Raw genomic sequence first — 21,378 nt, 5'->3', positions numbered from 1 at the left:
GGGCAACAGATTCCAGAACAGCCCCATCCCCGCACCACGGCCACACGCAAGGCACCCATGCGAGTCGGGCGACACCCATACGACAAAGGCCGCCAGTTTCCTGGCGGCCTTTGTCGTTCTCATGCCCGAAACTCCGGGCTCTGCAGTCGCTGTCGCGATCAGTAGTCGTACGAGATGCCGAACTGCAGGTAACGCGGGTTCTCGAGTGCGTAAGGCAGACGATAGCCGGGGTCGAACGCAGCCGTCTGACCCGGACCGGGCGCGTTGCCCGAGTTGTAGGTCGCGTAGTACTGCGTGGGGTTCTGCTCGTTGAACACGTTGTGGATCTGCAGGCTGAAGTCCAGCTTGTGCTTGGCGAATTCCGGACGGTAGTCCACCTGCAGGTTCAACTGATGCGTCCACGGCGTGAAGCCCGTGGTGCCGCCCGGCGTCGGCACGCCGTTGCACCAGTGGTACGAAGCGCCGTAGGTGCCACCCGGATCGCTCTGCTGCGGCCCGTAGAAGCCCAGGCAGGACGCCGGCGTACCCGAAGCGATGCGGTAGGTACCGCCCACGCTCCATTCCGGCGTGACCTGGTACGAACCATAGATGCGCAGCTGATGCTTCTGGTCGTTGGCCAGCAGACCGTTGGAGTACGACATGATCTGCGGGAAGTCCCACTGCTCCGTACCGGACTGCGAGCTGCCGCCCTGGCCGATGTTGGACTGCACCGGACCTTCGTAGTTGCCGTAGCTGCGCGAGAAGGTGTAGTCGATCTTGGCCCACCACTTGCCGTCGAACGGGTGCTCCAGGTACAGGTCGGCCGAGTAGTACTTGCGCTTCAGCTGCGGCATGCCGAGCTGGGCGTTGCTGACCTTCACGTTGTAGTAGCCGCCCTTGCCGTTCGGGATCACGAAGGTATTGGCCTGGCCCGGGTTGATCAGCACGCTCTGGCTGATGAGGGTCGGATCGAGGGTGATGCCCTGGGCCGCCGCCGCGGCGATGATCGCCGGAGCATCCGGACCGCCGGCATCCGTGTCGTCGATCGCGCGGCCGATCTTGTTGACCGTACCCGTAACGCCATACACCCACGACGAGTTGATCTGCTGCTGCATGCCCAGGACGAACTGATCCTGGTATTCAGCCTTCAGATTCTGGGCCGACGCCACCTTGGCATCGATCGGCTGCCCGTTCTCGCCGTTGACGTAGTAGACGTTGTTCGGGAGGCTGTTTGGGATGAGGGTCGGGTTGATCGGCGTACCGTCGCTGTTGATGCCCGAGTAGGTGTAGAACTGGTTCGTGTACAGCGGGGCGCCGGCCACGCGCAGCGCGACGGCGGTGGGCATCGCCAGGTAGTAACGACCCAGGTTGCCGAACACCTTGAGCGTGGAGTCGCCGAACACGTCCCAGCTGAAGCCGACGCGCGGCGCCCACTGCGGCTTGGTCAGACGCAGGTAAGCCTGGCCCGCCGGGTTGTAGTTGGTGAACTGGTCGTTGCGCAGGCCGATGTTGAGCAGGAGGTTCGGCGTGACCTGCCAGTTGTCCTGGATGTACTGCGCACGCTGCATCACTTCCACCGATGCGCTGGTGGTGAACACGTACTTGGTGACGTAGCAACCCTTCGTCATCGCGCCATTGACCGGAACGCACGGCGTACCCGGGCCAACCAGACCGCCCACCGCGTCGGTGGTCGGCGAACCGGCCTGCTCGTAGTACCAGGCGTAGCCCGGACCGGTCACCGTCTGGCCATCCGCCTTGTCGATATCGGTGTCGTTGTCGATACCGAACTGGATGTCGTGGTTACCCAGCTTCCAGTCGAAGTCGAGGCGCAGGTTGCGTACTTCCGACTTGTGCCCCGGGTTGCTCTGATACAGGTTGACGTTCGAGTTGTTGACGTAGCAGCTGGCGCACGACAGGTACGCCGGGTTCTGGAACTGCCCACCGTTGCCGATATAGGTCTGGTTGGGGTCGTAGCCAGGGAACGGCGGCTGGTACGAGTAGTACTTGCCGTCCATCTTGCCGAACATCAGGTTCGCCGTCAGGTTGTCGGTGATGTACGACGTGTACTTGGCGACCCAGATGCCGAAGGACGTCTTGTTGCGCTGGCCCAGGCTCGCGAAATTACCGATCGCGTGCGCGATGCTGTCGTAGTTGTAGTACTGGCTCGGATCGTTCTGCGCCGAGTTGTAGATGCCGGTCAACGACAGGATGTTGCTGGAATTGATGTTCCAGTCCAGCTTGCCGTAGAACTTGGGATCGCTGTTCTTGTAGTAATACATCTTGCCGGCATTGACGCTCTGCATCACCTGGCCCTGCGTCTTGTCGGCTTCGGCCGACAGGAACAGGAACAGCGTGTCCTTGATCAGCGGGCCGCCGACGTAGGCGTCGTAGACCGTATTCCAGCTGTTTTCGCGCCGGTTGTACGACTGGAGATTTCCGTACATTTCCCCTGACGTGGTGCTCAGCGGATTGTTCCAGTAGTTGTTCACGGCGCTTTCGCGCGCAAACGTCGGCGCCCACAACACCTGGCCGCCGAAGTGCCAGTCGTTGGTGCCGCTCTTGCCCACCTGGCTGATCACGCCGCCGGCCGAACGGCCGTACTGGGCGCCATAACCGCTGGTGAGGGTCTGCTGCTGGTCGATCGAGCCATAGGGCAGCGTGATGCCGCCGGTGTTGCTCAGCGGATCGGAAGTGTTGAAACCGTTGATGTAGTAGGCGTTCTCGACGATGGAGGAACCACCGAACGAAACCACCGCTTCACCGGTGGGACCGCCACCCAGCATGGCCGCACCGGCGGCCGTACCCGGCGCCAGCAGGGCGATGGACGCCGAGCTGCGGGCCAGCGGCAACTGCGCCAGCTGCTGCGAGGTGATGGTGAGGTTCTGGGTGGTGGAGGTCACGTCGATCGCGGGCAGCGCATTGGCCGTCACCGTCACCGTGCCCAACGACTTCGCATTGTCGCCACCGGCCTGCGCGAAATCGGCCTCGGACGCGCCGCCCGCGACGGGGCTGACGTTGCTGTGCGACTGCACCACGGTGCCGTTCTGCAGCAGGTTGACCGTGTAGCTGCCGACCGGCACCGTCACCGAGTAGTGACCCGTGCTGTCGACCGAGACCGTGCGGTTGACGCCTGCGCCGCCGGTGACCTGCACCGTGGCACCGGAGGTGGGCGCACTACCGAAGATGGTGCCGGTGGTGGCCTGCGCCAGCACCTGACCGCTCATTCCCGCGCCAGTGGCAATGGCCAATGCCAATGCCGTTCGACGCAGACGCGCGCCATGCAACGATGGATTACGAAGTTTTGCGATATTCATTAAGCGACTCCCCGGCATATGCCATTAACAAAGGCCCCAGCCATTCAAGCCCGCGGACCAGATAAAGTTATTCCCCGTGATTCAAAATCACTTGCACAAGCGATAACGGATAACCCGCTCAACCGGGTAATCGCGCATTTTCTTGTTTCGTTTTCCGTTTATACGGATCAACTCGTTTTCGTGAGAAGACGTGCGGTAATGCTGGCAAGCGTGTCGCGTTCCATCACAAGCTTTTCCACGCGGGCACGCAGATGATCGACTTCGCCGGAACGGGCTTTTCCGTAGCGGAACCGGCGCACCCACACCCGCACGACCTCGCTGCGCAAACCCAGCTGCAGCGCCGCTTCCCGCGCGGTAAAACGATGCTTGACCACCAGCCGGATGGCCTCATCCTTCAACTCCTCCGGGTAGAACCTCGCGCGCATCTTCCAGCTCCCATCTTTTTGTTGTGTGTGGTTTGCGTGGCGCGCGAGCCTGCCGACGACGTGCCTCATGCGGCCCGACTCCATTCGCTGCCGGACCAGCATGTCGAACTGGCCATTCATTTAAACTCGCTATCTGGTCACACTAAATAAACATTTGCAGGCTTTACAGAACCAATGAATAGGAACCATGCATGACCAATGACGCAATATCTTGCGAATCGGTATATGCCATTCAGCACTTCACCATGCCTTGTGGCACATGACGAAACGCCTGGACGAGGTAAATGGAATAGTCCCGCCGCCCCCTTTCCCCAAGTGGGCGCCGCCATTTCAATTTTTGACTCGTCAAACGTCACGCTTGCGTGGAGTAACGCCTGCGCATAACCAATTTCATGGAAGCATCCATAACCAATCAGGAGACGCCATGTTTCTCGAGCTCGATGGACACGGCCCGAACTACAGCCAGCTCACTCGCGCCTTGAAGTCGGCCATCCTCAGCGGCCGGCTGGCTGCTGGCGCGCGCCTGCCCCCCACTCGGGTGCTGGCCGAGGAACTGGGACTTTCCCGCATCACGGTGTTGACTGCCTATGAGCAGTTGCGCGCCGAGGGTTACATCATCGGTCGCGTGGGCTCCGGCAGCTACGTGAGCACGTCGCGCGCCGAGCCGATGCCGCCGCAACCAGCGTCAAGCCCATCCATCGCTCCACTCACGCGCTACGCGAAACGGGCGCGGCAGCTGACGGACTGGTCGATTGCGGCACGGCATCGGGACCGGCGCCTGGACATGCAGTACGGGCGCCCGCAGGTGAATCCGACTCTGGGCGCCATCTGGGGACGCGAACTCGCCTGGGCCGCCACGCGCACCAAACTCGAATACGCCAGCAACCAGGGACTGCCGGCCCTGCGCGAGCAGATCTGCGACTACCTGGCACGGCACCGCGGGGTCCGGGCCTCGCCGAACCAGGTGTTGATCGTCAGCGGCACCCAGCAGGCGATTGCCCTGGCGGCACGTGTGCTGCTGGATGAGGGCGACGAGGTAGCCATCGAGGAGCCGCATTATTTCGGCGCCTGGCAGCAGTTCGGCGCCCACGGCGCGACGCTGCTGCCCATCCCCACCGACCACGATGGCCTGGTCTGCAGCGCCCTGCCGAAGCAGGCGCCGCGCCTGGTCATGGTCACCCCTTCCCACCAGTTTCCCGCGGGTCCGGCGCTTTCCATGTCGCGCCGGCAGGAACTGCTGCGCTACGCGCGGACCAGGAACTGCTGGATCATGGAGGACGACTACGATGGCGAACTGCGCTACGACTCGCCGCCGCTGCCGGCTCTGCGCTCGCTCGATACCGACGACCGGGTGATCTATGTCGGCACCTTCTCCAAGGTGATGTTCGGCGCGCTGCGGCTCGGCTACATGGTGTTGCCAGAAGCGCTGTGCGGCGACTTCATCAACGCCAAGTACCTGTGCGACCGCGGCAACCCCGCGATCGAGCAGGCCGCGCTCGCGCACTTCATGGAGGACGGCGGCTTCGAGCGCCATCTGCGCTATATGAGCCGGGAATTGAATGCACGGCGGCGCGAGCTGATCGCCGGACTGCAGCAGTATGCCGGCGAGCGCGTACAGATCGCGGACGCGCATGCCGGCATGCACATCACCGCCTGGCTGCCGGATTACGACCACACGCAAGTCGACGCGCTGATCGCCGATGCGCACGAGCGCGGCCTGGGCCTGTACTCCATCGCGCCGCACTACCAGAATCCGCCGGCCGTGCCGGGCCTGATCCTCGGCTACTGCGGCCTGTCCAAGGCGCAATTGCACGAAGCGATGCAGCTGTTCGGCGAATGCCTGGACGCGGTCGACGCCGCGGCACGGGAAGCGCAGCCGAGGAAACGCCATCAGGCATGAATCACCGGCGCGCGATCAGCCCAGGAAGCGATAGCCCACGCCCGGCTCGGTCTTCAGCCAGCGTGGCTGGGCCGGGTCGTCGCCCAGCTTCTGGCGCAGCTTGCCGATCACGATGCGCAGGTACTGGCTGTCGCCCACGTGGCTGGGCCCCCATACCTCGCGCAGCAGTTGCGGCTGGGTGACCACGCGGCCGGCGTGGCGCAGCAGCATCGCCAACACGGCGTACTCCTTGCGGGTCAACGCGAGTTCGGCGCCGTCCAGGCGCACCTCGCGGCGCAGCAGGTCCACGCTGAGCCGGCCATCGTCCCAGCGCGGCGGCGCCTCGGGTTCGCTGGCCGGACGCTGGCGCAGCAGCGCACGCAGCCGCGCCATCAGTTCCTGGATGCCGAAGGGCTTGGTCACGTAATCGTTGGCGCCGGCGTCCAGCGCGCGCACCTTTTCGGTCTCGGCGTCGCGCACCGACAGCATCAGCACCGGCACCCGACTCCACTGGCGCAGTTCGGACAGCACCTCGTGGCCGTCGCGATCGGGCAGGCCGAGGTCGAGGATCACCAGGTCCGGACTGCCGGTGGCAGCCTGCGCCAGGCCTTCCGCGGCAGTAGCGGCAAGCAACACCTGGTAACCCTCGGCGCGCAAGCCGATGTCGAGGAAACGCCGGATCTGCGCCTCGTCGTCGATCACCAGCACGCGGGGAGATGTGTTCATGCGGGGCTTGCGGGCGCTTCGGGCAGCGACAAGGTGATGCGGATGGTGGTGCCGCCGCCGTCGCGCGGCAAGGCCTCCACACTGCCGCCGTGCGCGCCGATCATGCCGCGGCAGATCGCCAGCCCCAGTCCGGTGCCCTGCGTGGCGCGATCGCCGCGCGACACCGAGTAGAACATGTCGAAGATGCGCGCACGCTCTTCTTCCGGAATGCCGGGCCCGCGGTCGCCCACTTCCAGCAACAGGCGCCTGCCGTCGACGCGGGCGGTCACCGTCACCGGCTGATCCGGCGGTGAGAAGCGCGCGGCGTTTTCAAGGATGTTGAACAGCGCTTGCTCGATCAGCGCGGGGTGCACGTAGAGCAGCACGGTATCGTGCGGCAAGGCGGTGTCCACCCGCACCGAGGGGAACAGCTTGCGCAGGCGCGTCACCGCGGCGGCCACGATCTCGGCCGCATCCACCCAGTCACGGTTGAGCTTGAGCGTGCCGTGGCCGAGCCGGGTCATGTCCAGCAGGTTCTGGATGTAGCGATCCAGCCGCTGGCCCTCGCCCAGGATCGCCTCCAGCAGCTCGCGGCGCTCGGCCGGCGGCAGCCTGTCCTCGTAATCGACCAGGGTGCCGGCCGCGCCGATCATCGAAGACAGCGGCGAGCGCAGGTCGTGCGACACCGAAGAAAGCAGCGCACTGCGCAGGCGCTCGGTTTCACCCTGCACGCGCGCGCCCTCCAGCTCTTCGGCCAGCCGTGCGCGGGCCAGCGCCTGGCCGATGTCCTGCACCATCGCCAGCGCCAGACTGCGGCGATCCGAGTCGGGTTCGCCCGCATCGGGCGGGAAGCGCAAGGCGGCCACGCCCAGTTGCTGTTCCTCGCTGCCCAGCGGCAACAGCCAGCATGGGGCGGCGTTCAAGGTGTCGGTATAGCGGCCAGCCGGCGTGGCGTGGCGCTCGCACCAGTCGGCGGCGGCCAGGTCCTGCGGTTGCAAGTGCAGATCGTGCGGCTCCGCCGCCATCGGTTGCAGTGCGCTGCCGACGTCGCGCGCCAGCAGCGCCGCCTCGCAAGGCAAGGCCTGCGCCAGCGCCGCCGCGCCTACCGTGCGGATGCCGGCGGCATCGGTGCTCGCGGCCAGGCGCTGGCCCAGCAGCAGCAGAGCGCGCGCCTGCACATGCGCGGCGCGCAGCGACTCCACTTGCTGCGCCAGCCGCGTGGCCAACCGGCTGCACACCAGCGCGGCAAGCAGAAACAGGCATACCGCCAGCACGTCGTCGGGGCTGGAGATCTCCAGCGAATAGACCGGCGGGGCGAAGAAGAAGTTGTAGGAGACGAAGCAGAGGATGGCCGTGTAGACAGCCACCGCCATGCGCGTGCGCACCGCCACCACCAGCACCGCGGTAAGGAAGATCAGCGACAGGTTCGCCACCGACAGGTAGTGCTCGCCGGCGAAAGCCAGCAGCAGCGCGCCTAGCGTGGCCAACGTGGCATACGTGTATTCGCCACGCCGGCCCAAGCCGCCCGGCGGCACCAGCCGCAGGCGCCGGCGCGAAGCCGCGCGTTCGGCCGGCGTGGCGATGATGGTGAGCTCCAGGTGCGCGCCGCGGCGCAGCAGCTGCTGGGTGAGCGAGCGGCCCACCATGCGCGCGAACAGGCGCTCGCGGGTGCGGCCGAGGATGATCTGGCCCACGCCTTCGCGATCGGCATAGGTCAGCAGTTCGTCGGCGATGGTGTGGCCGCGCAGCACCACCGTGTCGCCGCCCAGCCGCCGCGCCAGCCGCAAGGCGCTTTCCAGCCGCTCGCGCCGCGCGGCGTCCAGCCGCATGCCCCTGTCCACGAACACCACGCTCCACGGCGCACCGCGCCGCTCGGCGATGCGCCGTGCCACGCGCACCAGGTATTCGCTCTGCGTGTGGCCGTCGATCGCCGCCAGCACGCGCCGGCGCACCGGCATCGCCGCGCCGCGCGCCAGCATGCTGCCGCGCAGGTCGCTCTCGACGTGGCCGGCCACGGTGTCCACCGACAGCTCGCGCAACGCGGCGAGGTTGGTGGGCGAAAAGAAGGCATCCAGCGCCGCTGCCGCGGTCTCCGGCACGTAGACCTTGCCCTGCCTGAGCCGCTCGATCAGTTCGCGCGGCGGCAGGTCCACCAGCACGATGTCGCGTGCACGGTCGAGGAAGGCGTCGGGCACGCGTTCGCGCACGGTGACGCCGGTGATGCGCCGCACCTGATCATTGAGGCTTTCCAGGTGCTGCACGTTGAGCGCGGTATAGACCTCGATGCCGGCGTCGAGCAGCTCGGCAATATCCTGCCAGCGCCGTTCGTGGCGGCCGCCGGGAAGATTAGTGTGCGCCAGCTCGTCGACCAGCAGCACCGCCGGCTTGCGCGCCAGCGCGGCATCGAGATCGAATTCCTCGAAGTCACGGTCGCGGTAGTTCACGCGCCGCCGCGGCAACACCTCCAGCCCTTCCAGCAGTGCCGCCGTCTCTACCCGGCCGTGGGTCTCCACCAGCCCCACCACCACGTCCACGCCCTGCTTCTTCAGCTCGTGCGCGGCCGAGAGCATCGCCCAGGTCTTGCCGACGCCGGGCGCGGCGCCGAGGAAAATCTTCAGCCGCCGCTGCCGATCGCCGTTGACGGCATCGAGCAAGGCATCGGCACGGGCGTCACGGGCTGCATCAGTCATGCGCTTACGCCAGCTCCAACTCTGGGGGTGCTTTGGTCAGTTCCGGCACAGGCAGCATGATGCCCGGAACACACCCACGGGGACAGCGGGCGTTCCGGGCATCATCGGGCTCCATCGGTCAATGCGCAGGCAAGGCGTCCAGCGCCAGGTTGAGCTCCAGCACGTTCACCCGCGGCTCGCCCAGCACGCCGAATTGGCGGCCATTCGTATGTCGCAGCACCAGTGCCTGCACTTCGGAGACGGGCAAGCCGCGCGCGCCAGCCACGCGGGCCACCTGGTACTGCGCCGCCGCCGGGCTGATCTCCGGATCGAGGCCGCTGCCGGAGGCGGTGACCAGGTCCACCGGTATCGCCGCATGATTGCCGGGGTCGGCCGCCTGCAGCGCGGCGATGCGCTGCTTCGCCGCGTCGGCCAGGGCCGGGTTGGTCGGCCCGAGGTTGGAGCCGTTGGAGGCGGTGCCGTTGTAACCCTGCGGGGTGGTGGCCGACGGCCGTCCCCAGAAGTACTTCGGCGCGGTGAACACCTGGCCGATCAGCGTGGAACCGGCCGGCTTGCCGTCTTTCACGATCACACTGCCGTTGGCCTGCACCGGAAAGATCACCTGCGCCAGCCCGGTAACCAGCAGCGGATAGGCGATGCCGGCGATCACCGTCATCAGCAACAACAGCATCGCAGCGTTGCGCAACATCCTGCCCATGGTCGATACCTCAGTAGTGGATGATCGCATCGAGGAGGGCGACGGCCTGATAGTCCTTCCTGCCGCCGTCATAGGCATTCACGTCATAGGAATGCTCGTAGCGCAGCTCCGGCTGGATCTCCAGATCCTGCGTGACCCAGTGAGTGAGGCCGATGGTGTGGCTGCTGTAGCGCGTGGCATAGCCGGTGCGCTGGCCCTTCTCGTCGTTGTAGAACTCGTTGCGGATCGACAGCATGTTGCTGGGATTGAGTTCGATATTGAGATAGTTGACTACGCCGAACGCGCCGGCCGTGCCCGACAGCGGCGAGGAACCCGCCACGCCCGGCGTGCCGCCGGGACCGAAGCCGGGGATGTTGCGGCCGAACATGCGGTAGGCCTCGGTGAGGATATGCACGCGCTGGTTGAAGCGATGGCCCCAGGTCAGCACGTACATCTGCACGTTGTTGTAGTTGTAGTTGGAATGGTTGAGGCTGTTGACGCAGGGATAGAGCATGTCGTTGTTGCTAGCGGACACCCAGCGCACGCAGGCCTGCAAGGTGGGACGCGCCGAGCCATTCCACGGCGCCGTGTCGTTGCTGGCGTTCACGCCCAGCTGCAGCGTCCATTGCTGGTTGAGCCGCGTGGTAGTCATCACGCCCATCTGCGTGTACGGATCGACCGTGTACAGAATGGAATGTGTCATCAGGTAGTTCTGTGGCGAGAACTGCGCCTCGATGTCCGGCAGCGACAGATAGCGCCCGACGCGCACCACCATGCCCTGGGCTACCCACGGGATGTAGATGTCGCCGTAGAACAGCATCGGGTCTTCGCCGTAGATCTTGCCGCTGAGCGGCTGGTTCGGCGCCGGGTTGTTCAGCAGCTGGTTGCTGAAGACACCCTTCATGGTGGTGTAGTGGTAGTCGTAGCCGTACAGATTGGAGATGTCGAAGCCCCAGTCGACATGGTCGGTCTGCACGGTGTCCTCGACGCGGGTGAGGTTGAACACCCACTGGTCGAACTCCGCGCGGTTGGGCCGCGTGTTGTAGGACAGCGGATAGTTGCTGAAGCTCGACGTGCTCAGGTTCGCCGAAGGCGTGATCCAGCCGAACACCTCGATGCGGTTGCGCTGCATCCACTGGCCCAGCCTGGTGCAGCTCAGCGCCTTTTCCAGCGGGTACGTGGAATCGGTGTCCGGCACGCCGATGGGCGCCGGCACGCCACCGAGCTGCCATTCCGACGACGGGAACGGCGGCGAATCCAGCGGTGCGTCCATGGCCCGGCGCTTCGGCGCCGGCGCGTTCGGGTCGGCCGGCTGCGCGTCCTCGCGATACGCCGCCGCCAGGCGCGACAGGAAACCTGCAGAACAATGGCCGCTTTCTGCCTGGGGCGCCGTCGGCGCCGCGACCGCGCTCTGCGGGTCGCCGGCCAGCGGCGCGGCGGCCGCGGCCGTATCGGCCAGCGCACGTCCCGCCGGCAGCATCGCCAGCATCAACGCCAGCGGAAGAATCTTCTTGTGTGACATACCGTTCCTTGTTGCATCGGCCCGCAACGGCCGTTCGCTTGTAGTGATTGAATCGTCGGGCCGCCGTAGCGCGGCCATCGCATCAGATGCCGGCGTAGCCGCCCAGCACGTAGTCGTTTTCCTCGCGGTTCGCCGCATCGGTGGCATCGGCGCGTGCGCCGGCCCCGGCCGGCTTACGCGCCGGCATGGCGATCACCACGTCGTATTCGGTGTCGTTGGTGGACACGCGCAGTTCCATGTCCGGATGCGCTTCGTCGGGAAGCGAAAGCGAGAGCTTGAGCATTTGCATGACGAGACTCCTCTCAGGCCAGTCCGCACAGGACCAGCAACATATCGATCAGCTTGATACCGATGAACGGCACGACGATACCGCCGAGGCCGTAGACCAGCAGGTTGCGCCGCAGCAGCGCACCGGCGCCCAGCGCGCGGTATTTCACGCCCTTCAGGGCCAGCGGGATCAGGAAGATGATGATCAGCGCGTTGAAGATCACCGCCGACAGGATCGCGCTGCGCGGCGTGGCCAGGTGCATTACGTTGAGCGTGTTGAGCGCCGGGTAGGTGGTGGCGAACGCGGCCGGGATGATCGCGAAATACTTGGCGATGTCGTTGGCGATCGAGAAGGTGGTCAGCGAGCCGCGGGTGATCAGCATCTGCTTGCCGATCTCCACCACCTCGATCAGCTTGGTCGGGTTGGAATCCAGGTCGACCATGTTGCCGGCTTCCTTGGCCGCCTGGGTGCCGGTGTTCATCGCCACCGCCACGTCAGCCTGGGCCAGCGCCGGTGCATCGTTGGTACCGTCGCCGCACATCGCGACCAGGCGGTTCTCGGCCTGGATGCTGCGGATCAGTTTGAGCTTGGCTTCCGGCGTGGCCTCGGCGAGAAAGTCGTCGACGCCGGCCTCGGCCGCGATCGCCGCCGCCGTGAGCGGGTTGTCGCCGGTGATCATCACGGTCTTGATGCCCATCCGGCGCATTTCTGCGAAACGCTCCTTGATGCCGCCCTTGACGATGTCCTTGAGCTCGATCACGCCGAGTGCGCCGAAACCTTCGGCCACGATCAGCGGCGTGGCGCCGCGGCGTGCGATCTCCTCGGCCATCTGCTTCACGCGCGCCGGCAGGTGGCTGCCGATCGATTCGAGGTATTTCTCCACTGCGTCGAGCGCGCCCTTGCGGATAGCACGGCCATCCACGTCCACGCCGCTCATGCGGGTCTGCGCGGTGAACGGCACGAACACGGCATGCCCTTCCTCGAGGTGACGCTCGCGCAGGCCGAAGCGCTGCTTGGCGAGCACCACGACGCTGCGGCCTTCAGGTGTTTCGTCGGCCAGTGAGGCGAGCTGCGCGGCGTCGGCGAGCGCCCGCTCGTCGATACCTGGTGCCGGATGGAAGGCCACCGCCTGGCGGTTGCCCAGGGTGATGGTGCCGGTCTTGTCGAGCAGAAGCACGTCGACGTCGCCCGCCGCCTCCACCGCGCGACCGGAGGTGGCGATCACGTTGGCGCGGATCATCCGGTCCATGCCGGCGATGCCGATCGCCGACAGCAGCGCGCCGATGGTGGTGGGGATCAGGCAGACCAGCAGGGCCACCAGCACGGTCAGCGTGATCGGGTTGCCGGCGCCGGCGGCCTGCACGCTGTAGATCGAATACGGCAGCAAGGTGGCGCAGGCGAGCAGGAAGATCAGGGTGAACTTCGCCAGCAAGATGGTCAGCGCGATCTCGTTCGGCGTCTTGCGCCGCGAGGCACCTTCCACCATCGCGATCATGCGGTCCAGGAAGCTCTCGCCCGGGTTGCTGGTGATGCGCACCACCAGCCAGTCCGACAACACGCGGGTGCCGCCGGTGACCGCACTGCGGTCGCCACCGGACTCGCGGATCACCGGCGCGGACTCGCCGGTGATCGCACTCTCGTCCACGCTGGCCGCGCCGATCACCACCTCGCCGTCGCCGGGGATCTGCTCGCCTGCCTCCACCAGCACGTGGTGGCCGCTACGCAGTTCGCTGGACGGCGCGAAGGTGATCGCCGCACTGCGGTCGGGGCCAGCCAGCTTCTTCGCGATCACGTCCTTGCGCGAGCTGCGCAGCGCGGCAGCCTGCGCCTTGCCGCGCCCTTCCGCCAGCGCCTCGGCGAAATTGGCGAACAGCAGGGTGAACCACAGCCAGGCGCTGACCCAGAAGATGAAGCCGGTGGGCGCCTCGCCGTGGCCGGCGAGCGCCTGCACCCACAGCAGCGTGGTCAGCACGCTGCACACGAACACCACGAACATCACCGGGTTCTTGAACTGCAGCCGCGGCGACAGTTTGCGGAACGAGTCCGCGACAGCATTGAGGATCAGCTCGCGATCGAAACCGCGCACTGCGTGAGTGGTCGAAGTCATGGATCAGTGCCCCGTGGCGGACATCAGGTATTCGGCGATCGGGCCAAGTGCCAGTGCCGGGAGGAAGGTCAGCGCACCCACCACGATCACCACGCAGGCCAGCAGCGTGACGAACAGCGGCGTATGCGTGGGGAGCGTGCCGGCGGATTCCGGAACGTGCCGCTTGGCGGCCAGCGCACCGGCCATCGCCAGCATCGCGATCGCCAGCGGAAAGCGCGCCAGGAACATGCACACGCCCAGCAGCACGTTCCAGAACGGCGTGTTCGCAGAGAGGCCGGCGAACGCGCTGCCGTTGTTGTTCGAGGCCGAGCTGACCGCGTAGAGAATCTCGCTGAAGCCATGCGCGCCGGGGTTGGCGATGCCTGCCACGCCCGCCGGCAGCATCACCGCGACCGCCGTGCAGATCACCACCAGCGCGCACGGCAGCAACACCGCGAGGCTGGCCATCTTCATCTCGTAGGCCTCGATCTTCTTGCCGAGGTACTCCGGCGTGCGACCCACCATCAGGCCGGCGATGAACACCGCCACCACGGCGAAGGCGAGCATGCCGTACAGGCCCGAACCGACGCCGCCGAAGATCACCTCGCCCAGCTGGATCAGCCACATCGGGATCAGCCCGCCCAGCGGCGTGAGCGAATCGTGCATCGCATTCACGGCACCACAGGAAGCGGCCGTGGTGATCGCGGCGAACAGACTGCTGCCGGCGATGCCGAAGCGGGTCTCCTTGCCCTCCATGTTGCCGCCGGCCTGCAGCGCGGAGGCATGCTGGTCCACCACATGCTGCGCCACCAGGCCATGCAGCGCCGGGTTGCCGGCCTGCTCGGCGGCCACCAGGCCCACCGTCAGCGGGATGAAGATCACCAGCATCGTGGCGAGAATCGCCCAGCCCTGACGGCGGTCGCCGACCATCTGGCCGAACATCACGCACAAGCCGCCGGGGATCAGGAAGATCGCCAGCATCTCGATGAGGTTCGAGAACGGCGTGGGATTTTCGTACGGATGCGCCGAGTTCGCATTGAAGAAGCCGCCGCCGTTGGTGCCAAGCATCTTGATCGCCACCTGCGAGGCCGCCGGCCCCATCGGCAGGGTCTGCGTGGCGAGCTGCGCCGGCTTGGTCATAGGATTGCCGGAAGCATCCTTGACGGGGTTGCCGGCGGCATCGGTCACCGGATTGGCATAGCTGCTGGTCTGCACGACCGGCACGTCCACGTACGGTTTGAAGTTCTGCACCACACCTTGCGAGGCCAGCAACAACGCGATCACCAGCGAGAGCGGAAGCAGCACGTACAACGTGGCGCGGGTCAGGTCGACCCAGAAGTTGCCGAGCGCTTCCGCGCCGCGCCGCACGAAGCCGCGCACCACGGCCACCAGCACCGCGATGCCGGTCGCCGCCGAGAGGAAGTTCTGCACCGCCAGACCCAGCATCTGGGTCAGGTAGCTCATTGTCGACTCGCCGCTGTAGCCCTGCCAGTTGGTGTTGGTGGCGAAGCTGATCGCGGTGTTCATCGCCGAATCCGGCGACACGTTGCCGAAGTGCTGCGGGTTCAGCGGCAGCCACAGCTGCACCCGCTGCAGCAGGTACACGAGCAGCAGGCCGAGCACGTTGAACAGCAGCATGGCCAGCGCATAGCGCTTCCAGCTCATGTCTTCGTCGCTGCGGATACCGCAGAAACGATACAGCAGGCGTTCGATGCCGCCGCCGACGCGCGTCACGCGATTCGGGGTATCGGAGAACACCTGAGTCATGTAGCTACCCATCGGCTTGAGCAGCAGCAACAGGATGACCAGGTACAGGCCGACCTGGGTGAGATCGTTGGCAGTCATTCAAACCACTCCGGCTTGAGCAGCGCCACGCACAGGTAGGCGATCAGCAGCACCGCGATGACCGCGGCGATGGCATAGGCGAAATGCATGCAGACACTCCCGCAATGTGGTGCGAGTGATGGGGTCGGGGCGAAGGCGCGTTATTTGCGCGGGCCCAGCCGGTCGCAGACCAGCAGGAAGCCGAGCACGGCCGCGCTCAGCACGAACAGGAACAGCAGGTAGAGGAAATCCATTGGCGTCGACTCATGGAAACGACGCCGCGCACTGTAGGCAGTGCGGCATATGAAAGGGGTAGCGATCCGCGGCCGGCGCGTATAGAACGCGTAAATTTTCCGCCGAAGGGAGTCGCGCGTTCAGACCACCGTCGGCGCGGGGCTGTCCGCTACCGCCGCCGGCGCCGGCGCCAGCCGCAGCACCGTGTAACCGGCCGCGTCCCAGGCATCCAGCCCGCCCTGCAGCGGCCGCACGCGGCGGTAGCCGCGCGCCATCAGCGCCTGCGCCGCATGGGCGGCGGAGACCTCGTTCGGGCAGTTGCAATACACCACCAGCTCGCGGTCGAACGGTATCGCGACGACCGCCTGCACGACGCCCTCGACATCGGTGAGCAGGGCGTCCGGAATCATCCTGTCGTCCAGTTGCCGTGCCACCGCCGAACGCACGTCGATCACCACGGGTGCGCGACCTGCCGCGACCGCCCGGCTGAGTTCCTCGACGCCGATGCGTGCCATCCGCAGCGAACGCAGCAGGCGCTCGCGTCGCCACCATTTGACCAGTACATAGGCCGCGAGCAATGCCGCCGCCACCTCGATCGCCACCGTGCCGGCATTGGCGACGGCATCCAGTACGCGGTCGATCTCGCCGGCGAAGGCGTAGCCGAGCGCGATCGCCACGCCAGCCCAAAGCAACGCCCCCAGGCCGTCGAGCAGTACGAAGTTCCGCGGCGGCAAGCCCATCGCGCCGACCAGCGGCGGGGCCAGCATCGACAGCCCCGGCACGAACTTGGCGACCAGCAGCACCCGGCCGCGCCAGCGGTGGAAACGCAGCTCCGACTGCTTCACGCAGGAGTCCGGCGACAGCGAGACGCGGCAAAGCGTGCGCATCACCCCCGCGCCATAGCGCCGCCCGGCCAGGTACCAGGCCAGGTCGCCGAGCAGACTGCCAGCCAGCGCCGCCGCCACGATACCGGCCAGTGGCAGGCGGTCGCCCGCCGCCAGTGCGCCGGCCACGACCAGGGTGGGCACTGCCGGCACTGGCACGCCCGCCTGTGCCGCCAGCACATTCAGAAACACCAGCAGCAGGCCGTACTGGGCGATCAACGCAATGATTTCGTGAGCCATCGGACCGGATCCCCGCGGCAGCGACAACGGGCCGCCGCCCCATCATTGGGCCGGCCATCACAACTTGCAATCGCCCTCCGTGTGCTGGTTCGCGGCAGGCTGCCTCTATAATCGGCGGACCTGCCGACAGCCTGCCCATGAACTCGATCCCAGCCGACGCCAACCGCCCCGCCGACTTCGCCGCTGTGCGTGCGCTCGCCGACGCCGACATGCGGCGCATCGACCAGTTGATCCGCACGCGGCTGGCCTCCGACGTGGTGCTGATCAACCAGATCGCCGACCACATCATCGCCGGCGGCGGCAAGCGGCTGCGCCCGATGCTGCATGCGCTGGCCGCGCGTGCGGCAGGCTACCGGGGCGAGCAGCACGTCAAGCTGGCCGCGGTGATCGAATTCATCCACACCTCCACCTTGCTGCACGACGACGTGGTGGACGAATCCGGCTTGCGCCGCGGCCGCCAGACCGCCAATGCGCTGTGGGGCAACGCCGCCAGCGTGCTGGTGGGCGACTTCCTCTACTCGCGCTCGTTCCAGCTGATGGTAGAACTGGACGACATGCGCGTGATGCGCATCCTCGCCGACACCACCAACACCATCGCCGAGGGCGAGGTGCTGCAGCTACTCAACATCGGCAACGCCGACGTGAACGAGGCCGCCTACCTCGCGGTGATCGAGCGCAAGACCGCCGTGCTGTTCGCCGCCGCCACCGAGCTCGGCGGCCTGCTCGGCGGGCTGCCGGCGGCCCAGGTGGCCGCGCTGCGCCGCTACGGCATGGAGCTGGGCTACGCCTTCCAGATCGCCGACGACTTGCTGGACTACACCAGCGACGCCGACACCTTGGGCAAGAACATCGGCGACGACCTCGCCGAGGGCAAACCCACCCTGCCGCTGATCTACGCGCTGCAGAGGGCCACGCCGGAACAGGCCGCCTCGCTGCGCCACGCCATCGAACATGGCGGGCTGGATTCGCTGGACCGCATCATCGCCGCGATCCGCGACTCGGGTGCACTGGAGCGCACCCGCGAGCGCGCCGTGGCCCACGCCACCGCCGCACACGAGGCGCTCGCCACCCTGCCCGCCTCGCCCTACCGCGATGCGCTGGCTACGCTGGCGGACTACTCGGTGCAGCGCACGTTCTGATGGACCCGCGCGACCACCTCGCGCCCACCGATGCCGGCGCGCCGGAGGAAACCCTGTACCAGGGCCGCTGGCTGAGCCTGCGCAAGCGCGGCCGCTGGGAATACGCCGAACGCAACAACCCGGGCGGCGCCGCTATCGTGATCGCGGTGACGCCGGACGACCGCGTGCTGTTCGTGGAGCAGTACCGCGTGGCGATCCAGGCCCGCACCATCGAGATGCCGGCCGGCTTGATCGGCGATCTCACCGGGCAGGAAGACGAGGGCATGCTGCTGGCCGCGCGACGCGAACTGGAAGAGGAAACTGGCTGGCGCTGCGGGCGCGTGGCCTTCCTGCACCAGGGTCCGTCCTCGGCGGGCATGAGCACCGAGATGATCGCCTACGTGCGCGCGTTCGACCTGGTGAAGGTGGGTGCGGGCGGCGGCGACGCCAGCGAGAACATCGTGGTGCACGAAGTGCCACGCGGCGAAGCAGGCGACTGGCTGTTCGCACGCGCCGCCGAGGGCTATTCCATCGATCCCAAATTGTTCGCTGGCCTGTGGTTGCTGGAACACGCATCCGCGCGTTGAGCGGGCGGCAGAAGTCCGCCGGCTCTCCCTGCTGGAATCACCGCTTCGTGGCCTGCTCTTCCGCCAGGCGCGCATCCAGGCTCTTCGCCGCGTCGGCGGCGTAATCGCGACAGGCCTTGGGATCGACCAGCGGCGTCACGTCGGTCGACGATTTGCGCTGCGCCACTTTTTCCCAGAAGCCGCTGGCATCGGGGTGCGGGGTCAGCAGGATGTCGCAGGGCAAGGCCGCCACAGTGGCGAAGGTTTTGCGGAAACTGCCCACGTAGGCGGGATGATCGGTGAAGCGATAGCTGTCTGCGCTGATCGCGCTGAGGCTGTCGACGTAGGCTATGTGCAGGCAGCGTCGGCCTGCGCAGGATTCCCAGGTCCAGGAAGTGCTGCCTGGCGTATGGCCGGGCGTGTAATGCGCAGTGACGGCCACATGGCCGAGCTGCAGGATTTCGCCGTCGCGCACCACATGCACGTTCTTCAAGGGCGTGTACTGCGGCGCCGAGCCGTATTGCGGATCGCCGGGGTCGGCGCCACCCAGTTCCAGTTCGCGCTTGCCAGCGGCGCTCGCCAGCACCTGTGCGCCGCTGGCGGCCTGCAGCGCGACGATGCCGCCGGCGTGGTCGCTGTGGGCGTGCGAGTTGAGGATCCACTTCACGTCGCGCACCCGGAAACCGAGCTCGCGGATGTGCGCCTCGATCTGCGTCGCGGACTCGGGCAGGTCGCCGTCGAACAGCGCCAGGCCTTGCCCGGTATCCAGCAGGATCGAGGACAGGCCATACGGTCCGACGTACCAGGCGTTGCCGTAGATGCGGAACGGCTTTTGCGGCGCGTTCCACTGGCTGTGCTCGATAGCGTGCGGGGCTTGCGCCGCACGAGCCACCGGCAGGACCAGACCCAGCGCCAGGGCAGCGCCGATCAGCAAACGCAAGGACATGGAGTGTCTCCGTGGAAGCGGACGCGCAGGATCGCCGTTGCCACGGGCTCGCCGCGGGCGCGATCCTGACATTTTGCCGATGGCGATCAGCGACTCAGTGGCGCGAGCGTGGGCGCGACGCGCGACGGTGCCACACCAGCAACGCCAGACCGGCCAGCGCCACGACCGCCCAGGCAGTGGCATCCGCCGTACTGCTGCCCAGCCACGGCATGGCGGCGAACACCCCCACCACGAGCAGGCCGCCGCCCAGTGCCACCCGCGGGTCGATGCGCGTCGCATCCTTTTGCCGCAACAACAAGCCCATGCCCAGCGTCGCCAGCAGCACGGCGAGGATGCGCCGCGGCCAGATCAGCGCCGGCTCCGCGGCCATGTCGGGGCGCATGTCCAGCAGCGTGCTATCGCCCACGTTCACTTCGTAACCGTCGCCGTCGACCGCGTTCGGCACCGCCACGAGACGGTCGCCGTCGACACGCGCGATCACCGTCACCTCCTGCAGCGGTACTGCGCTCCAGCTCACCTGCAGGTCGCCGAGGCGCGGATTGCCGGGGTTGGCGCTGGTCACCAGCGCACCGTCCTGCAGGGAAAAACTCGCCGCGAGGTTCGCCGGCAACGCCTTCGCGACCGGCGCGACCGGCTCGCTGTCCGGCAAGGCATGTACCAGTGCGGCATCCAGCTTGTAGCCGCCCAGTTCCACGCTGCCGGCATCGAAGCGCTTGCCGGCGATCGGAAACGATCCCGGATTGGCATGGCCCTGCGGCTGCGCGAAACGGCTGGAGTCCTGCGGCGTATCCGCCCAATCCAGTTCGTAGGTCGTGGTACCGCCGATGCGCAGTTCTCGCCACTGGAACATCCGCACGTGGCGTTCCAGCACTGGCGTGGCCGCCTGCTGGTTGAAATCGGTATCGTAGGGCGCCTCAACCACCCGCGGCGTGCCGCTGATGCGCACCATATGGCCCTGCAGGCCATCCTGCGGCTCCAAGCTGTGGCCGAGGTCGATCACCCCGCCACCATGCAGTTGCAGCGCAAGCCGGTAATTCCACACGCTGTGCTCGGTCAGCGCCGCCAGCACGATGCCCAGCACCAGCAACGCCACGCCGGCCACGATAGCCGGCGGGCCGTGCAGGACGGTGAGGCGGCCGATGGACATCAGTCCAGGCTCCCGTGCAGTTCAGGCAGCTCATCCGCGCAGCCGTAGCGGCCACGCTCATCGCGCTGCACACGCGCCGCGGCGCAGGCGTGGTCGTGGGTGAAGAACAGTCGCACGCCACGTGTCAGCTTGTCGTCAAGGAAGACCCGCTTCTCGTCGATCAGCTTCTCGGGGTAACGGTCGTAGCCCATGGTGATCGGCAGGTGCACCCAGGCGCGGCCGGGGATCAGGTCGGCGCAGAACACCACGCCGCCCACCTCGGCCAGCATCAGGCCCGGCGTGTGGCCGTCCGAATAACTGAAGCGCACCGCCTCGCCCAGTGCCTTCGAATGCTCGCCCTCGACCAGCTCCAGCCGGCCGCTGTCCTGCAGCAGCTGCTGCAGCTCGGGGATGAACGAGGCGCGGTCGCGCGGGTGCGGCTTCGCCGCACGCTGCCAGTGCGCGGCGCCGACCACATAAGTGGCGTTCGGAAACAGCAGCCGCGGCGACTGGCCTTCCTGCCACGCTGCCAGCAGGCCGCCGGCGTGGTCGAAATGCAGGTGCGACAGCACCACGGCGTGGATGTCTTCGTGCGTCAGCCCGGCTCCGGCCAGCGAATCCAGCAACACATGGCGATCCTCCACCACGCCGTAGCGCTCGCGCAGCGCGGGCTCGAAAAAGGCGCCGATCCCGGTTTCGAACAGCACGTTGCAACCCGGCACGCCGTTCACCGCAAGCCCCTTCACCAGCAGGCAGCGGCAGGCCAGCGGAATGCGGTTCTGCTCGTCCGGCGCGATCCAGCGCGACCACATCGCTTTGGGCGCGTTGCCGAACATCGCGCCGCCATCGAGTTTCTGTGAGTTGCCGAGAAGCGAGAAGAATTCCACGAAACCTGC

The 21,378-nt window shown here is 66.8% G+C and carries 17 protein-coding genes; 3 read left to right on the top strand and 14 right to left on the bottom strand.

Going from position 1 to position 21,378, the window contains the following annotated elements; genetic code table 11:
* Positions 1-158 precede the first annotated feature (158 nt).
* Positions 159-3,203: a TonB-dependent receptor gene (locus tag ISP14_RS03640; protein WP_404536338.1), complete on the bottom strand. Its 3,045-nt coding sequence runs from the start codon at positions 3,201-3,203 to the stop codon at positions 159-161.
* A 257-nt stretch (positions 3,204-3,460) separates the two neighbouring features.
* Positions 3,461-3,838 (bottom strand): transposase, encoded by a 378-nt coding sequence (locus ISP14_RS03635; RefSeq protein WP_404536336.1) that lies wholly within the window; start codon positions 3,836-3,838, stop codon positions 3,461-3,463.
* A gap of 304 nt (positions 3,839-4,142) precedes the next feature.
* Here ISP14_RS03635 and pdxR point away from each other — a divergent pair, with 304 nt between their 5' ends.
* Positions 4,143-5,618 carry a MocR-like pyridoxine biosynthesis transcription factor PdxR gene (gene pdxR, locus ISP14_RS03630; protein WP_404536334.1) on the top strand — a complete coding sequence of 492 codons (1,476 nt, stop codon included), beginning with the start codon at positions 4,143-4,145 and terminating at the stop codon, positions 5,616-5,618.
* Positions 5,619-5,633: 15 nt separating this feature from the next.
* On the opposite strand, the gene ISP14_RS03625 is transcribed toward pdxR, so the two are convergent.
* From ISP14_RS03625 to ISP14_RS03585, 9 genes are all read right to left on the bottom strand, one after another.
* Positions 5,634-6,323, bottom strand: coding sequence for a response regulator (locus ISP14_RS03625; RefSeq protein WP_404536332.1), 690 nt, complete (start codon positions 6,321-6,323; stop codon positions 5,634-5,636).
* Complete coding sequence (locus tag ISP14_RS03620) at positions 6,320-8,992, bottom strand: ATP-binding protein (protein WP_404536330.1); 2,673 nt, start codon at positions 8,990-8,992, stop codon at positions 6,320-6,322. The genes ISP14_RS03625 and ISP14_RS03620 overlap by 4 nt, the downstream gene beginning before the upstream one ends.
* A gap of 118 nt (positions 8,993-9,110) precedes the next feature.
* Positions 9,111-9,689, bottom strand: coding sequence for a potassium-transporting ATPase subunit KdpC (gene kdpC, locus ISP14_RS03615; RefSeq protein WP_404536328.1), 579 nt, complete (start codon positions 9,687-9,689; stop codon positions 9,111-9,113).
* Positions 9,690-9,699: 10 nt separating this feature from the next.
* Entirely contained in the window at positions 9,700-11,190 is a 1,491-nt protein-coding gene (locus tag ISP14_RS03610; RefSeq protein WP_404536326.1) for an outer membrane beta-barrel protein, read from the bottom strand.
* 82 nt (positions 11,191-11,272) lie between these two features.
* Positions 11,273-11,479: a hypothetical protein gene (locus tag ISP14_RS03605; RefSeq protein WP_404536324.1), complete on the bottom strand. Its 207-nt coding sequence runs from the start codon at positions 11,477-11,479 to the stop codon at positions 11,273-11,275.
* A gap of 13 nt (positions 11,480-11,492) precedes the next feature.
* Complete coding sequence (gene kdpB, locus ISP14_RS03600; RefSeq protein WP_404536322.1) at positions 11,493-13,565, bottom strand: potassium-transporting ATPase subunit KdpB; 2,073 nt, start codon at positions 13,563-13,565, stop codon at positions 11,493-11,495.
* A 3-nt stretch (positions 13,566-13,568) separates the two neighbouring features.
* Positions 13,569-15,389: a potassium-transporting ATPase subunit KdpA gene (kdpA, locus tag ISP14_RS03595; RefSeq protein WP_404536321.1), complete on the bottom strand. Its 1,821-nt coding sequence runs from the start codon at positions 15,387-15,389 to the stop codon at positions 13,569-13,571.
* Entirely contained in the window at positions 15,386-15,478 is a 93-nt protein-coding gene (gene kdpF / locus ISP14_RS03590) for a K(+)-transporting ATPase subunit F (RefSeq protein ID WP_181300560.1), read from the bottom strand. The genes kdpA and kdpF overlap by 4 nt, the downstream gene beginning before the upstream one ends.
* 264 nt (positions 15,479-15,742) lie before the next feature.
* The gene (locus ISP14_RS03585; RefSeq protein WP_404537118.1) at positions 15,743-16,714 is read right to left on the bottom strand and encodes a VTT domain-containing protein; all 972 of its coding nucleotides are present in this window, start codon (positions 16,712-16,714) and stop codon (positions 15,743-15,745) included.
* A gap of 149 nt (positions 16,715-16,863) precedes the next feature.
* Here ISP14_RS03585 and ISP14_RS03580 point away from each other — a divergent pair, with 149 nt between their 5' ends.
* A complete protein-coding gene (locus ISP14_RS03580; RefSeq protein WP_404536320.1) occupies positions 16,864-17,865 on the top strand; it encodes a polyprenyl synthetase family protein in 1,002 nt (333 codons plus the stop codon).
* Positions 17,865-18,431, top strand: coding sequence for an NUDIX hydrolase (locus ISP14_RS03575; protein WP_404536319.1), 567 nt, complete (start codon positions 17,865-17,867; stop codon positions 18,429-18,431). Before ISP14_RS03580 ends, ISP14_RS03575 begins: the two co-directional genes overlap by 1 nt.
* A 37-nt stretch (positions 18,432-18,468) precedes the next feature.
* Here ISP14_RS03575 and bla read toward each other — a convergent pair whose 3' ends face one another.
* The 3 genes from bla to ISP14_RS03560 form a co-directional block, all read right to left on the bottom strand.
* Positions 18,469-19,356 (bottom strand): subclass B3 metallo-beta-lactamase, encoded by an 888-nt coding sequence (gene bla, locus ISP14_RS03570; RefSeq protein ID WP_404536317.1) that lies wholly within the window; start codon positions 19,354-19,356, stop codon positions 18,469-18,471.
* Between the two features lie 94 nt (positions 19,357-19,450).
* A complete protein-coding gene (locus tag ISP14_RS03565) occupies positions 19,451-20,503 on the bottom strand; it encodes a TMEM43 family protein (RefSeq protein ID WP_404536315.1) in 1,053 nt (350 codons plus the stop codon).
* Positions 20,503-21,369, bottom strand: coding sequence for an MBL fold metallo-hydrolase (locus ISP14_RS03560; protein ID WP_404536314.1), 867 nt, complete (start codon positions 21,367-21,369; stop codon positions 20,503-20,505). Before ISP14_RS03560 ends, ISP14_RS03565 begins: the two co-directional genes overlap by 1 nt.
* Positions 21,370-21,378 lie beyond the last annotated feature (9 nt).

The sequence above is a fragment of the Dyella agri genome (genome assembly GCF_044904705.1).
Taxonomy (GTDB): domain Bacteria; phylum Pseudomonadota; class Gammaproteobacteria; order Xanthomonadales; family Rhodanobacteraceae; genus Rhodanobacter_A; species Rhodanobacter_A agri.
The sequence above is the reverse complement of the archived record's forward strand: the minus strand, read 5'-3'. Positions and strand labels throughout refer to the sequence as shown.